Here is a 13,102-nt window from a genome sequence, read left to right as displayed (position 1 = left end):
GGCTCCTGGAAGGTGAGAAACGGGCCTAGACCAGCACGATGCCTTCGGCGACACCGACGGAACGAAGGTCGCGGTACCACCGCTCGACCGGGTGTTCCTTGGTGAAGCCGTGGCCGCCGAGCAGCTGCACGCCGTCCAGGCCGATCTGCATGCCCTTGTCGGTGGCCAGCTTGCGCGCCAGCGCCGCCTCACGGGCGAACGACAGACCCTGCTCGGCGCGCGAAGCACCACGCAGGGTGACCAGGCGCAGGCCGTCGAGCTCGATCGCCATGTTGGCGACCATGAAGGCCACCGCCTGACGGTGCGAGATCGGCTCGCCGAACGCCTCACGCTCGTTCACGTACGGGATCACGTAGTCGAGCACGGCCTGGCCGGTGCCGATGGCCAGCGAGGCCCAACCCAGGCGGGCGAGCTGCACCGCGTCGCCGTACTCGGCGGCACGGGTCTTGGCGTCGCTGTCGCCGAGGACGGCGTCGGCGCCGACGGCCACGTTGTCCAGGATCAGCCGGCCCAGGCCCGCGGCGCGCAGACCCATGCTCGGGTCGGCTTCCACCGACAGCCCGGCGGTGTCGGACTCGACGATGAACAGCGCGGGGCGCCCGTCGAGCTCGGCGGCCACGATGAACAGTTCCGCGTCGGCCGCGGCCGGGACCAGGCTCTTCACACCGTTGAGCTTGTAGCCGCTGGGGGAGCGCACGGCCTTGGTCTGCAGCGCGAACGGGTCGAACAGGGCGCGCGGCTCGTTGATCACCACGGACGCCTGCGGCACACTCTCGCCGGTGAAGGCGGGCAGGTAGGTCTGCTGCTGGGCGTCGGTGCCCCACTGCGACAGTGCGACGGTGACACCGCTCGGCGCCAGGATCGGCAGCGCCAGGCCCATGTCGCCGTGCGCCAGCGCCTCGGCGACCAGGGAGTTGGTGACGGCGCCGCGCTCGGAGGCCGCGCCTTCCAGCTCCTCGGGCACGTTGATCAGGGTGATGCCGAGTTCGGCGGCGCGCTCGAGCAGGTCGCGCGGGGCCTTGGCGGCATTGTCGGCATTGTCGGCGTCGTAGGCCGCGGGACGCAGGATCTCGCCCGCGAAATCACGCACCGTCTCGACGATCATCTGCTGCTCGTCGGACGGGGTGAGATCGAAGTAGTCCTTGGTCTTGGACTCGTTGTCGACCAGACGCTTGGGCTCACCGCCGCCCGCGACCTTGGCGAACGTACGAGTGGCCGCGCCCAGGGTGCGGAACCCGGTCTTGGTGCCCTCGTAGGTGACGCGCTCGATCGGCTTGCGCAGGTTGTACTTGCCCGCGAGCTCCGACCCGGTAATGGTCGTCAAAGCGCGCATCGCGGCGCCCATCCAGTCCCGTTTGGGCTGGCTGAGGCCGACCGCGGACGTGTCGTTCGGACGTCGCTTCGTCGCGCTGTCTCGAGTGCTCATCATCACCTGATTTCCTCGGCTGTCGGGGTGCCTTCGACCCCACCATCTTACTCTTCGGTAAGTCTATCTTACTCCAGAGTAAGATGTGTGCCGACCCAAAGTGGGATTGCCGACCTTCGCCACGCTGGTCGGCGACTGGACTGGTCTTACCCCGATCAGCCGCCGTTGTCGCCGTTTCTGGCCAGACTCATGGCTGCGGTCGATCCTGATTCGTTATGTGTCATGAGATTGCTCGCCATCGCCGCGGCGACGTTTCGCCGTGGTGCGCCCGGGGTGATGGCAGGGGAGTGCTACAGCCCGTGGCGGTCGAGGAATTCGGTCAGCAGTTTGCGCCACTCGTCGGGGCGCTCGACCATCACCACGTGGCCTGCCTCGATCTCGGTGTAGTCGGCGCCGGGAATCGCCGCGGCCAGCGCCCGTGAGTTCGCGGGATCGACCAGCAGGTCGGCGGTGGTGGCCACGACCAGGGTGGGCACCGCGACGGCGGCCAGGTCGGGGGTGGTGTCGACCGACTCGACCAGCGCCGCCTGTTGCCGGGTGCCGCCGGGAATCGAGGCGGCCGTCTGGCGAACGATGTCATCGATCGCGGCCACGGGCAGCGTGTTGACGAACCCGGTGGAGAAACCGGTGAGCACGACGAGACGGGCGAAGGATTCATGGTCGCCTCGATCCAGGAGGTCCTGCCAGAACCGCACGATGAGCTGGGCGCGATTGTCGGGGGCGGCCAGGCCGGCGGTGAGCAGGAGGCCGGTGACGCGGTCGGGGTGGCGGGTGGCGGCGCGCACGGCCACCGCGGTGCCGAGGGAGAATCCGATGATGGTGAAGGTCTCGACGCCCGCGTCGACGGCGGCCGACACGAGCGCGTCGGCGAGGTCGTCGAGGTTCAAGGGGGTGTCGTCGCCCGGATAGTCCGAGGCGACCACGGTGTGACCGTCGGCGAGCGCCGGAATCACGGTGCCGAAGTTGCTCTCGATCCCGCCGCCCGCGCCGTGCGCGAGGACGATGCCGGGGCCGGTGCCATGGACGGTGGTGTGCAGGGGAATCGTGGTCATGGCGGCGACGTTAGGGATTGACATGGGTGTGAAGGTCAAGCCGACGGTGCCGGTGGTCACATGCTGATCGGCGAATTGGCACGACGCACCGGGGTCGCCACCCGGCTGCTGCGCTACTACGAGGAGCAGGGTCTGCTGCATCCACACCGCGACAGCAACGGTTACCGCAGTTATCCCGCATCGGCGGCAGCGACGGTCGCCCGGATCAGGGAACTGCTGGCCGCAGGACTGAACACCGATGACATCGCCCTGCTGATGCCGTGCGCCGAGGACGCGGGACCGGTCCAAGCCTGCGAGATGTCGGTGCGAATCATGGCCGACAGAACCGCCGAACTGGACCGGCGCATCGCAGACCTCGACCGCCAGCGATCCCAACTCGCCGCTCAACTCGGCGCCAGCCTCGCCCACGCCGGGCAGCGGCCGTCGACGGGCCTGGAGTAACCAGCACGCTCGGCGTCGGCTGCCGTCGACGCGGCAGGACCGATCGAGCCGGCCCCGCCGCGCACAAGCCTTATTCGCGCACGTAGTAGCGCAGGGTCAGGTAGGCGGTGACGGCGGCGAAGACGATGCCGACAGGCGCGATCGTCAGGGCAACCACCGCGATGTCGTCGCCGGTGATGCGCGGGAACACATTGCTGTCGAACAGCGGCCCCAGCGCCCGGTCGATCACCAGCGGCCGGGCGATCACCAGGCCGAGGATCGCGAGTACCGAACCGACGAAGGCGGCCGCGACCGCTTCGAGCAGGAACGGTAGCTGGGTGTACCAGCGGGTCGCGCCCACCAGGCGCATGATGCCGACTTCCGTGCGCCGCGTGAACGCGGCGATCTGCACCATGTTCAGCACCAGCAGCATCGCGGCCAGCGCCATCACCAGCGCCAAACCGAACGCGGCATTGCGTAGTCCGTCGAACAGGCTGGTCAGCCGGTCGACGAACTCCTTGTCGTTGGCCACGATCCGCACACCCGGCCGCGTCGCGAAGCCGTCGTAGATGTGCTGATACTGGTCGGCGTCGGTCATCTTCACCCGCAACGAGGCAGGCAGCGGCGAGTCGGAGATGTACTGCACCATTTCCGGCTGATCCGCGAACAGCTTCTTCGCCTCCTCCAGCGCGTCGGCGCGGTTGAGGAACTGTACGCTCTCCACACCCGAGGTCTGCTTGAGGTCGGCCAGCAGCGACTTGCACGGGTCGGCGGCGCAGTCGGGATCGGTGTCGGAGACCGCGTCGTCGAGATAGAAGCGCACCTCGAGGCGGCCGATGAAGAAGTTCTCGGTCTTGTCGGCCATCCGCACCGACAGCATGCCGCCGCCGAGCATCATCAGTGACACGGCCGTGGTCAGGATCATCGCGATGGTCATCGTGAGATTGCGGCGCAGGCCGTCGACGACCTCGGTGAACAGGAAACTCAGTCGCATTATCGACCCACCCCGTAGACGCCGGTCGCTTCGTCGCGCACGAGTCTGCCGTGGTCGAGTTCCACCACCCGCCTTCGCATGGCGTCGACGATGTGATTGTCGTGGGTGGCCATCAGCACTGTGGTGCCGACGCGATTGATCCGTTCCAGCAGCGCCATGATGTCGGCGCTGGTGTCGGGGTCGAGGTTGCCGGTCGGCTCGTCGGCGAGCAGGACCAGCGGCCGGTTGACGAACGCGCGCGCGATCGCGACCCGCTGCTGCTCACCACCGGACAGCTCCGACGGCAACCGCTGCCCCTTACCGCCGAGCCCGACCATGTCGAGCACCTCGGGCACCGTCCGGTCGATGAACTGGCGCCGCTTACCGATCACCTCCAGCGCGAACGCGACGTTCTGTTCCACGGTCTTCTGCTGCAACAGCCGGAAGTCCTGGAACACGCAGCCGATCCGCTGCCGCAACTTGGGCACCTTCCGGCCGGGCAAGCGGTCGACGCGGAAATCCGCGACCCGGATCTCGCCCGATGTCGGCGCCTCTTCCTTGAGCAGGAGTCGCATGAAGGTCGACTTGCCCGAACCGGACGGGCCGATGATGAAGACGAACTCGCCTTTTTCCACATCGACGGAAACGTTGTCCAGCGCCGGTCGCGTCGAGGTCTCGTACGACTTGGTCACGTTGCGCATGGTGATCACGGGGAGCCAGTGTAACCAGCGAACCAAGCGTCTCAGCGGGACGCGGCGCGTCGATCAGGGTTGGGGGTCGGCATTCACCCAGGTCGGTACGGCGTTGAGGAACGTCGTCGGGCCCTCGGCGGCGGTATCGGTGGGTTTGACGAACAGGTACACGACAAACGTCGACAGCCACGCCGCCATCAGGATCGCTGTGGACTTACGTGGTTTCACTGATTCCCTCCTTACGCAGGGCCGCGGCGACGCGCACGCGCAGTTCGCGACCCACTTCGAATTGTTTGCCTGGCAATGTGCGGGCAACCATCCGGATGTTCATCACGTCGAGCGAGAGATCTTCGACACCCATCACCGACGGCTCGTCGAGCAGCAGCGGTTTGAGGCGGCGATCCTCGTAGGCCTTGGTGCACACCGCGTGCAGGATCTCGTTGATCTTGGTGATATCTGCTTGCGCGGAGACCGGGACGTCGATCGCGGCGCGCGCCCAATCCTTGGACAGATTGGTGACTTTCACGATCTGCCCGTTGGGGACGATGATCACCTCGCCGTCGGAGTTGCGCAGCGTGGTGATGCGCAGCGTCACGTCCTCGACGGTGCCCTCGGCCGGGTCGGCGGAGCCGGTGACCGAGATCTGCACCACGTCACCGAAGCCGTATTGGCGCTCGGTGATCAGGAAGAACCCGGCCAGAATGTCCTGGACGATGCGCTGCGCGCCGAAACCGAGCGCGGCACCGAGCACCGCCGCGGGCGCGACCAGTCCCGTCACCGCGAAGCCCAGCCGACGCAACACCTCCATGCCGACCAGCACGTACACGATGGTCAGCACCACCCACGTGACCACCTGCGCCAGCGCGTGACGGTGCTTGGCCGCCTCGGTGCGGACCAAGGCGTCACTGGTCTGGAAACCCGAGTCGATCTTGGTGGTCACCCGGTCGCGCAGGAACGCCGCGAACCGGCCGAACAGCATCGCGCCGACGATCAGCAGGACGATTTCCAGCCCACTGGAACGCATCCAGTCGCTGATCTCGGGTCCGCTGTTGGCCGCGAGGACGTCGGTCATCGCGTCTCCTTCATGGACCTGCACAGGCACAGTTTCGGTTCGGTCGAACGCACACCAGAAAGGTTACAGGTCGGTCACGGCGTGCGGTCAAACGTGCTGAAGCGCACGGTTTGTGAGCGAACAGCTGGCTACGCGTCGTCCTGATCGCGCATACGCCAACGGATTCCGGACTCGATGAAACCGTCGATGTCGCCGTCGAGGACCGCGGTCGGATTGTTGACTTCGTGGTTGGTGCGCAGGTCCTTGACCATCTGGTACGGGTGCAGCACGTAGGAACGCATCTGATTGCCCCACGACGCGCCCTCGTTGGTCTTGAGCGCGTCCATCGTGGCGCGCTCCTCCTGGCGCTTGCGCTCGAGCAGCTTGGCCTGCAGCACGCGCATGGCCGAGATCTTGTTCTGCAGCTGCGACTTCTCGTTCTGGCAGGTCACGACGATGCCGGTGGGAATGTGAGTCAGGCGCACCGCGGAGTCGGTGGTGTTGACCGACTGGCCGCCGGGGCCCGACGAGCGGTACACGTCGACCCGGATCTCGCCCTCGGGAATCTCGATGTGGTCGGTCGTCTCCACCACGGGCAGGACCTCGACCTCGGCGAAGGAGGTCTGGCGACGGCCCTGGTTGTCGAACGGGCTGATCCGGACCAGGCGATGCGTGCCCATCTCCACCGACAGCGTGCCGTAGGCGTACGGCGCCTTCACCGCGAAGGTGGCGCTCTTGAGGCCGGCCTCTTCGGCGTAGGAGGTGTCGTAGACCTCGACGGGGAACTTGTGCCGCTCGGCCCAGCGGATGTACATGCGCATCAGCATCATCGCCCAGTCGGCGGCGTCGACGCCGCCGGCGCCGGAACGGATGTTGACCAGCGCGTCACGCTTGTCGTACTCGCCCGAGAGCAGGGTGCGCACTTCCATCGCCTCGACGTCCACGCGCAGTGCGGCGCGCTCGGCATCGGCGTCGGCGGTGGCTTCGGCGGCGGCCGCGTCTTCTTCGGCCTCGGCCAGTTCGTAGAGCACCGGCAGGTCCTCGAGCCGCTGGCGCAGATCCTCGACCCGGCGCAATTCGCTCTGCGCGTGCGAGAGCTCACTGGTCACCTGCTGGGCGTGCTCCTGGTTGTTCCACAGCTCGGGATCGGCGGCCTGGTGCTCGAGTTCATCGATGCGGCGGCGTAGTTCCTCGACATCGAGGACCGACTCGACCGTCTTGAGCGTGGTGTCGAGTTCTGCGAGGTCGGCGATAACGTCAGGATGCACGATGTCCTAGGCTACCGGTCCCGTCCGACACAGTGCCTATTCGGTCAGCTTGCGATGGACCGCAAGCCCCCTGGGCGGCGTCCGACCAGCTGGTCGAGGGCGTTCGCGCTGGCCTCGTCGGCCGGGAGCAGGACGTAGAGCGACTGGTCGTCGTCGATGGACAGATCCAGCGATTCGTAGGCCAGCCGCAGCGTGCCCGCCTCGGGATGATCGAGGCGGTTGATCCCGCCCGACGGCGGCAGTCCGGGCAGCGTCGCGAGGCGATCGGTGAAGACGCTGCCCGCCGTCACGGTGAGTTCGTCGACCAGGGCGGCGACCATCGGATCGGCGCGGAACGGGCCCTGCTTGAGCGAAGCGACCAGCTTGTCGGCAGCCGAGTCCCACTCCGGGTACAGCTCGCGGGCGCCGGGGTGGGTGAACACGAAACGGGCGACGTTGGCGGGCTCGCCCTGCTCGAACAGCCCCGCGGGCGCCATCAACTTCCGGTAACCCTCGGTGCAGGCCAGGATCTCGGTGAAGCGGTTGGTGATCGCGGCGGGCGCCGGTTCCAGCTGGGCGAGAATCGCCAGGATCGTCGGACGCACCGTGCGATTGGGACCGTTCTCGGCAGCGCCGCAACTGAACCCGGACACGCCTTTGCTGAGTTGATGCAGGTGGACGCGTTCGCGAGGACTCAGCCGCAACGTCTCGGCCAGCGCGGACAACACCTGAGCGGAGGGATGGCTGTCGCGGCCCTGCTCGAGCCGGATCAGATATTCCACACTGACGCCCGCCAGCAGCGCGACCTCGGCGCGACGCAGACCCGGCGTGCGCCTGCGTTGTCCGGCGGGCAGCCCGACCTCGGCGGGGGAGACCGCTTCGCGGCGGGTCCGCAGGAACAGCCCGAGTTCGTTGTCGCTCACCTCGTCGACGGTACCCAGCTCGGCGCATCGGAGAGTGGCCGTGCCACTACCACTCTCAGCGTGGTCTCCCTGCGACGCTCGCGGTCCGCGAGATTTGGTTGTACCGGCTGATCGAGCCGGTACGACGAACAGGAGAACATCGTGTCCACGCTGAAGCTCGCGATCATCATCGGCAGTGTCCGTGACGGACGATTCGGCCCCGTTGTCGCGAACTGGTTCGCCCAGCAGGTCGACGACCGCTTCGAGGTCGACATCATCGACCTCGCCGACACCGCCCTGCCGGCCCTGCCCGCCGTGCCGCCCGCCCTCGACCCCGACCCGGTCCGCCCCGCCGGCATGGGCGACCTCACCGGCCGCTTGGCCGCGGCCGACGCCTTCGTCATCGTCACCCCCGACTACAACCGCAGCTACCCGGCCGCCCTCAAAGCCGCCATCGACTGGCACTTCACCCAGTGGGACGCCAAGGCGATCGGCTTCGTCGGTTACAGCGGTGGCTCCGGCGGACTCCTGGCCATCGAACACCTGCGCCAGGTGTTCAACGAACTCAACGCCCACACCGTGCGCAACTACGTCTCGTTCCCGCGCTACTACATGCTCTTCGACGAGACCGGCCAACTCCACGACCCGCAGGAACCAGAAGCCGCCGCCACGGCCCTCCTCGACCAGTTGCACTGGTGGACAAGTGCTCTGGTCGCAGCGAAAACAGCCCAGGTCGTGGCCTGACCGGGCGGCTTTTGCACGTTCTCGGACACCCGGCCGGAGCCGCTGAGCCGGGGCGGGGAACGGCAGCGATGTTCACCGCGCCGCGAACTCGAGCGCGCCGGCTCGGCGAATACACTCCCACCGTGGCTGCCTACTCCGCTGACCTGGACCTTGCCCTGCGACTGGCCGACCAGGCCGACGCCATCTCCCACGAGCGCTTCGGCGCTGTCGACCTCAAAGTCGACTCGAAACCGGACCTCACCCCGGTCTCGGACGCCGATCTCGCGGTAGAACAGCTGATCCGCCGCGTACTCGCCGACGAACGCCCCGCCGACGCCGTGCTCGGCGAGGAGTTCGGCGGTGACGCCGAGTTCAGCGGCAGGCAGTGGGTGGTCGACCCGATCGACGGCACCAAGAACTTCGTCCGGGGCGTACCGGTGTGGGCCAGCCTGATCTCCCTGCTGGAGGACGGTGTCCCGGTGGTCGGCGTGGTGAGCGCGCCCGCGCTGGGCAGGCGCTGGTGGGCCGCCGCCGGTTCGGGCGCATGGGTACAGGTCCACCCCGGAGCGCCCAAGCCGATCTCGGTATCCGCGGTCGCCGACCTCGACGCCGCGAGCCTGGCTTTCTCCAGTCTGTCCGGCTGGCACGAGCGCGGTCTGCGCGAGAAGTTCATCGACCTCACCGACGCCGTCTGGCGAGTCCGCGGTTACGGCGACTTCTTCAACTATTGCCTGGTCGCGGAGGGTGCGGTCGATATCGCCGCCGAGCCGGAGGTCTCCCTGTGGGACCTGGCCGCTCTCGACATCCTGGTCCGCGAGGCGGGTGGCGCGTTCACCTCCCTGGACGGACGCTCCGGCCCGCACGGCGGCGACGCCGTGGCTTCCAACGGCCTGCTCCACGACGAGGTCCTCGGCCGTTTGCGCGGGTGAATCGAAGTTATCCACAGGTGCGCAACTTCGGCATCCGCCGCCGTCGGCTCCGGTCGACGGGCTGCGCGACCGGCGCTCGCTCGTAGGATGGCCCGGTGAGCAATTCCGGCGCCACAGCCCCCGATGTCGACGACTTCCCGCCCGAGGACTTCCCACCCGACGACGCGTACCCGTCCGACGGCGGGTACGTCTCCGAACACGATTTCGCCGACACCGGCGACTTCCACTTCGACGATCTCGCACCGGCCACCCCGGGCCGGGTCGCGGCTCCCGATCGCGCTGAGACCGCCGACGAGGTACTACGCCGCGTCTTCGGCTACGACAGCTTCCGCGGTGACCAGGCGGCCATCGTCGAACAGGTCGTCGGCGGTGGCGACGCGCTGGTACTGATGCCGACCGGTGGCGGCAAATCCCTCTGCTACCAGGTCCCCTCGCTGGTCCGCGAGGGCGTCGGCGTTGTCGTCTCACCGCTGATCGCCCTCATGCAGGACCAGGTCGACGCGCTGAGCGCCCTCGGCGTGCGGGCCGGATTCCTCAACTCCACCCAGTCGCCGGATCAGCGGCGGACGGTGGAGGCACAGTTCGTCTCGGGCGATCTGGACCTGCTCTATCTGGCGCCGGAACGCCTACGGCTGGAAGCCACGCTGCGCCTGCTCGACCGCGGCAAGATCGCCCTGTTCGCCATCGACGAGGCGCACTGTGTCTCCCAGTGGGGCCACGACTTCCGGCCCGACTACCTCGCGCTGTCGCTGGTGCACGAACGCTGGCCCGATGTCCCGCGCATCGCGCTCACCGCGACCGCCACCGAGAAGACCGCCGCCGAGATCGTCGAACGCCTGGATCTCGGCGCCGCGAAACAGTTCATCTCCAGCTTCGACCGGCCCAACATCCAGTACCGGATCGAATCGAAGAACCGCGCCGACCGTCAGCTGCTCGACTTCATCCGCGCCGAGCACCCCGGCGACGCGGGCATCGTCTACACCCTCTCGCGCAATTCGGTGGAGAAGACCGCGGCCATGCTCAACGAGAACGGCATCCGCGCGGTGCCCTATCACGCGGGCCTGGATTTCCGGACCCGTGCCGAGAACCAGTCCAGATTCCTGCGCGAGGACGGCCTGATCGTCGTCGCCACCATCGCTTTCGGTATGGGCATCGACAAACCCGACGTGCGGTTCGTGGCCCACCTCGACCTGCCGAAATCGGTCGAGGGCTACTACCAGGAGACCGGCCGCGCGGGCCGCGACGGCCTGCCGTCGACGGCCTGGATGGTCTACGGCCTCAATGATGTTGTGCAGCAACGCAAGATGATCGACTCCAGCGAGGGTGACGCAGCCCATCGCCGACAGCTGCAACTGCACCTCGACGCCATGCTCGCCCTGTGCGAGACCGTCGGCTGCCGTCGCGCGCGGCTGCTCAACTATTTCGGTCAGACCGGTGGTGCCTGCGGCAACTGCGATGTGTGCCTGAATCCGCCCGAAACCTGGGACGGCACGGTGCCCGCGCAGAAGCTGCTGTCCACGGTGCTGCGGCTCAAACGCGAACGCGGACAATCGTTCGGCGCGGGCCACCTCGTCGACATCCTGCTCGGCAAGACCAACCAGAAGATCACCCAGCATCGGCACAACGAGCTCTCGGTGTTCGGCATCGGCACCGATCTGCGCGATACCGAATGGCGCGGGGTGGTGCGGCAGCTGCTCGCGGGCGGCCTGCTGGCGGTACAGGGCGAATACGGTGTCCTGGCACTGACCGACGAGAGCAACGAGGTGCTGTTCGAGGGCAGGAAGGTGCCGATGCGGCGCGAGCCCGAACGCGCCGCCCGCCCCGCGCGCAGCGCGAAATCGGCCAAGGCGACCGCCGACCTGCCCGCCGCCGACGTCGGAGTGTTCGAGCGCTTGCGGGCCTGGCGTGCCGCGACGGCGAAGGAACAGGGCGTGCCCGCCTACGTGGTATTCCACGACGCCACCCTGCGCGAGATCGCCGCGCGCAAACCCGCCGACCTCGCCGCCCTCGGCACCGTCGCCGGCGTCGGCGAGAACAAACTGGCTCGCTATGGCGAGGGGGTGCTGACCACGCTGGCCGGGGAGTAGCGGTGCACCCGCGCCTCCCCGCCCAGCAGGGCGTACACGCGCGGCGGCGAGGAACCCGCACCGAATCGGACGACGCCGAGTTACTGTCGAGTCATGGCGAACGGTGAAGGCTCGGACGACGATACGTCGGGCAGCAGCCCGAGTGCGGGAGCCGATACCCCGACACCCCCGATGCCGCACCGCCACATCGATCCGGTCGTCGCGCCGTCCCTGCTGGGCGTTCACCACGGGGTGATCCACCGCGGCAGGCCACGCTGGTCGACCCTCGCACTGATCGCCATCTTCACCGCCGCCTTGGTCCTCTACCTCGTACTGAGCCCAGGCTGACGTTCCGTCCGCACCGCCCGATCGGCCGCGTTCGACAATTTCCCACACGCCGCTGTCGGATCCGGTGCTGTGTCACTGACGGTCGTGTTCCGGCGATCGCCCTCGCTGCCCGCCGATCGGTCGCGTGCTCGCCAAGTCCTCGTATGCCCCGACGTCCGATTCCGGAAATTTTGCGATGCCACGCACCAGCGGTGGCCGACATGCGCATGTGAGTTGTCGTAGGCGCAGGTCAAAGGGATACCTGACGTCGACGTCCCGGCGCACCGTTGCCGAGCGGGACCGATCACGGAGATCGGCCCGAGCTCGAGGAGGCGACGGCAATGGTGCGGTGGACTTGGGGCAAGCGTGTGGTGTGCGCGGCGATAGCGGTCACGGGATTGGCCTGCGTGCCGGTACCCGCCGGTGCCGACTTTCCGGCCCCGCCCGGGCTCGACTTCGCGCGGGCGCTGGGCACACCGACCCTGCCCGGCATCTACGGCCCCGACACCGCCGTCGTGGTCCTCGGTTACGGCCTGACCCCGGAGGGGACGATGCGCGAGGAACTCGTGCGACGACTGCGCGCGGGCCTGGCCCAGGCCGTCTTCGCGCCGTGGTCGCCGATCATCGTCACCGGCGGCAACCCGCAAGCCGGTCTGTCCGAAGCCGACGCCATGGCCGAGTGGCTGGTCGGCGCCGGCATCGACGAGAGCCGGGTCCTGCGCGAATCCGAGGCCGACTCGACGGTGGCCAACGCTCGCAACACCGCGGCCATGCTCGCCGACAGGGGCTTGCGCTCGGTCGTTCTCGTCACCTCCGAGGACCACATCGCCCGGGCCAGAGGCGCTTTCGCCGACGCGGGCGTGCTGGTTGTCGGCGACCTTACGCCCGACCGCGCTCAGTGGGATTCGGTGCCACTGCACGTCGGCAGCTTCGGCCCCGCACCGCTGTGACCGATCATCGCCGCACGTCGGCCGTTGTGATGAGTAGTCGCGGAAATCTCGGCAATAACCCCGAGAACCCGCCCCTCGCCTCGTAGCGTCGACCCATGACGCTCCACCTGTCCGACAGCGACATCCTCGCCGAGCTCGAGCCGACGGCCGAAGCCAATCTCAACGACCACCTGTCCAAGGCCAAGATGTGGCACCCCCACGACTACGTGCCGTGGGACGAGGGCCGCAACTTCGCGGCCATGGGCGGCGACGACTGGGATCCCGAGCAGTCGCGGCTGAGCGAGGTCGCCAAGGCGGCGATGATCACCAACCTGCTCACCGAGGACAACCTGCCCTCCTACCAC

15 protein-coding genes are annotated in these 13,102 nt (G+C 67.9%); 7 read left to right on the top strand and 8 right to left on the bottom strand.

Annotation, left to right across the window (positions count from 1 at the left end; all coding sequences use genetic code 11):
- Window positions 1–25: 25 nt before the first annotated feature.
- Complete coding sequence (locus ACFWF3_RS07120) at window positions 26–1,432, bottom strand: acyl-CoA dehydrogenase family protein (protein ID WP_379312853.1); 1,407 nt, start codon at window positions 1,430–1,432, stop codon at window positions 26–28.
- A gap of 284 nt (window positions 1,433–1,716) precedes the next feature.
- Window positions 1,717–2,478 carry an alpha/beta fold hydrolase gene (locus ACFWF3_RS07115; protein WP_379312851.1) on the bottom strand — a complete coding sequence of 254 codons (762 nt, stop codon included), beginning with the start codon at window positions 2,476–2,478 and terminating at the stop codon, window positions 1,717–1,719.
- Between the two features lie 60 nt (window positions 2,479–2,538).
- On the opposite strand from ACFWF3_RS07115, the gene ACFWF3_RS07110 reads away from it, so the two are divergent.
- Entirely contained in the window at window positions 2,539–2,919 is a 381-nt protein-coding gene (locus tag ACFWF3_RS07110) for a MerR family transcriptional regulator (protein WP_379312850.1), read from the top strand.
- A gap of 70 nt (window positions 2,920–2,989) precedes the next feature.
- Here ACFWF3_RS07110 and ftsX read toward each other — a convergent pair whose 3' ends face one another.
- From ftsX to ACFWF3_RS07080, 6 genes are all read right to left on the bottom strand, one after another.
- The gene (gene ftsX / locus ACFWF3_RS07105; protein ID WP_378991377.1) at window positions 2,990–3,892 is read right to left on the bottom strand and encodes a permease-like cell division protein FtsX; all 903 of its coding nucleotides are present in this window, start codon (window positions 3,890–3,892) and stop codon (window positions 2,990–2,992) included.
- Entirely contained in the window at window positions 3,892–4,581 is a 690-nt protein-coding gene (gene ftsE / locus ACFWF3_RS07100; protein ID WP_378632943.1) for a cell division ATP-binding protein FtsE, read from the bottom strand. The genes ftsX and ftsE overlap by 1 nt, the downstream gene beginning before the upstream one ends.
- 54 nt (window positions 4,582–4,635) lie before the next feature.
- Entirely contained in the window at window positions 4,636–4,791 is a 156-nt protein-coding gene (locus tag ACFWF3_RS07095; RefSeq protein ID WP_378632946.1) for a hypothetical protein, read from the bottom strand.
- The gene (locus tag ACFWF3_RS07090) at window positions 4,778–5,635 is read right to left on the bottom strand and encodes a mechanosensitive ion channel family protein (protein ID WP_378991378.1); all 858 of its coding nucleotides are present in this window, start codon (window positions 5,633–5,635) and stop codon (window positions 4,778–4,780) included. Before ACFWF3_RS07090 ends, ACFWF3_RS07095 begins: the two co-directional genes overlap by 14 nt.
- A 128-nt stretch (window positions 5,636–5,763) precedes the next feature.
- Window positions 5,764–6,882: a peptide chain release factor 2 gene (gene prfB / locus ACFWF3_RS07085; protein ID WP_056812604.1), complete on the bottom strand. Its 1,119-nt coding sequence runs from the start codon at window positions 6,880–6,882 to the stop codon at window positions 5,764–5,766.
- Window positions 6,883–6,926: 44 nt separating this feature from the next.
- Window positions 6,927–7,784, bottom strand: a complete 858-nt coding sequence (locus ACFWF3_RS07080) for a helix-turn-helix transcriptional regulator (RefSeq protein WP_378991379.1) — start codon at window positions 7,782–7,784, stop codon at window positions 6,927–6,929.
- A gap of 141 nt (window positions 7,785–7,925) precedes the next feature.
- Between ACFWF3_RS07080 and ACFWF3_RS07075 the strand changes: the two genes are divergently transcribed.
- The 6 genes from ACFWF3_RS07075 to ACFWF3_RS07050 all read left to right on the top strand — a co-directional run.
- Window positions 7,926–8,507 carry an NADPH-dependent FMN reductase gene (locus ACFWF3_RS07075; RefSeq protein WP_379312849.1) on the top strand — a complete coding sequence of 194 codons (582 nt, stop codon included), beginning with the start codon at window positions 7,926–7,928 and terminating at the stop codon, window positions 8,505–8,507.
- A gap of 122 nt (window positions 8,508–8,629) precedes the next feature.
- Window positions 8,630–9,415 carry a histidinol-phosphatase gene (hisN, locus tag ACFWF3_RS07070; protein ID WP_378991382.1) on the top strand — a complete coding sequence of 262 codons (786 nt, stop codon included), beginning with the start codon at window positions 8,630–8,632 and terminating at the stop codon, window positions 9,413–9,415.
- A gap of 95 nt (window positions 9,416–9,510) precedes the next feature.
- Entirely contained in the window at window positions 9,511–11,502 is a 1,992-nt protein-coding gene (gene recQ, locus ACFWF3_RS07065; protein ID WP_378991383.1) for a DNA helicase RecQ, read from the top strand.
- A gap of 93 nt (window positions 11,503–11,595) precedes the next feature.
- The gene (locus tag ACFWF3_RS07060) at window positions 11,596–11,829 is read left to right on the top strand and encodes a hypothetical protein (RefSeq protein WP_378991385.1); all 234 of its coding nucleotides are present in this window, start codon (window positions 11,596–11,598) and stop codon (window positions 11,827–11,829) included.
- A 320-nt stretch (window positions 11,830–12,149) separates the two neighbouring features.
- A complete protein-coding gene (locus ACFWF3_RS07055) occupies window positions 12,150–12,758 on the top strand; it encodes a YdcF family protein (RefSeq protein ID WP_378991387.1) in 609 nt (202 codons plus the stop codon).
- A 95-nt stretch (window positions 12,759–12,853) separates the two neighbouring features.
- Window positions 12,854–13,102: acyl-ACP desaturase (locus tag ACFWF3_RS07050; protein ID WP_379312847.1), on the top strand; the 249-nt coding region annotated here is incomplete at its 3' end.

Origin of the sequence: Nocardia sp. NPDC060220, from assembly GCF_042727815.1 — a bacterium.
Taxonomy (GTDB): Bacteria; Actinomycetota; Actinomycetes; order Mycobacteriales; family Mycobacteriaceae; genus Nocardia.
The sequence above is the reverse complement of the archived record's forward strand: the minus strand, read 5'-3'. Positions and strand labels throughout refer to the sequence as shown.

Bases quoted from the DNA above. Each gene is read 5' to 3' on its own strand.
- ACFWF3_RS07060 (WP_378991385.1), top strand. From the start codon at position 11,596: ATGGCGAACGGTGAAGGCTCGGACGACGATACGTCGGGCAGCAGCCCG.
- ACFWF3_RS07110 (WP_379312850.1), top strand. From the start codon at position 2,539: ATGCTGATCGGCGAATTGGCACGACGCACCGGGGTCGCCACCCGGCTG.
- ACFWF3_RS07115 (WP_379312851.1), bottom strand. From the start codon at position 2,478: ATGACCACGATTCCCCTGCACACCACCGTCCATGGCACCGGCCCCGGC.
- ACFWF3_RS07090 (WP_378991378.1), bottom strand. From the start codon at position 5,635: ATGACCGACGTCCTCGCGGCCAACAGCGGACCCGAGATCAGCGACTGG.
- ftsX (WP_378991377.1), bottom strand. From the start codon at position 3,892: ATGCGACTGAGTTTCCTGTTCACCGAGGTCGTCGACGGCCTGCGCCGC.
- ACFWF3_RS07055 (WP_378991387.1), top strand. From the start codon at position 12,150: ATGGTGCGGTGGACTTGGGGCAAGCGTGTGGTGTGCGCGGCGATAGCG.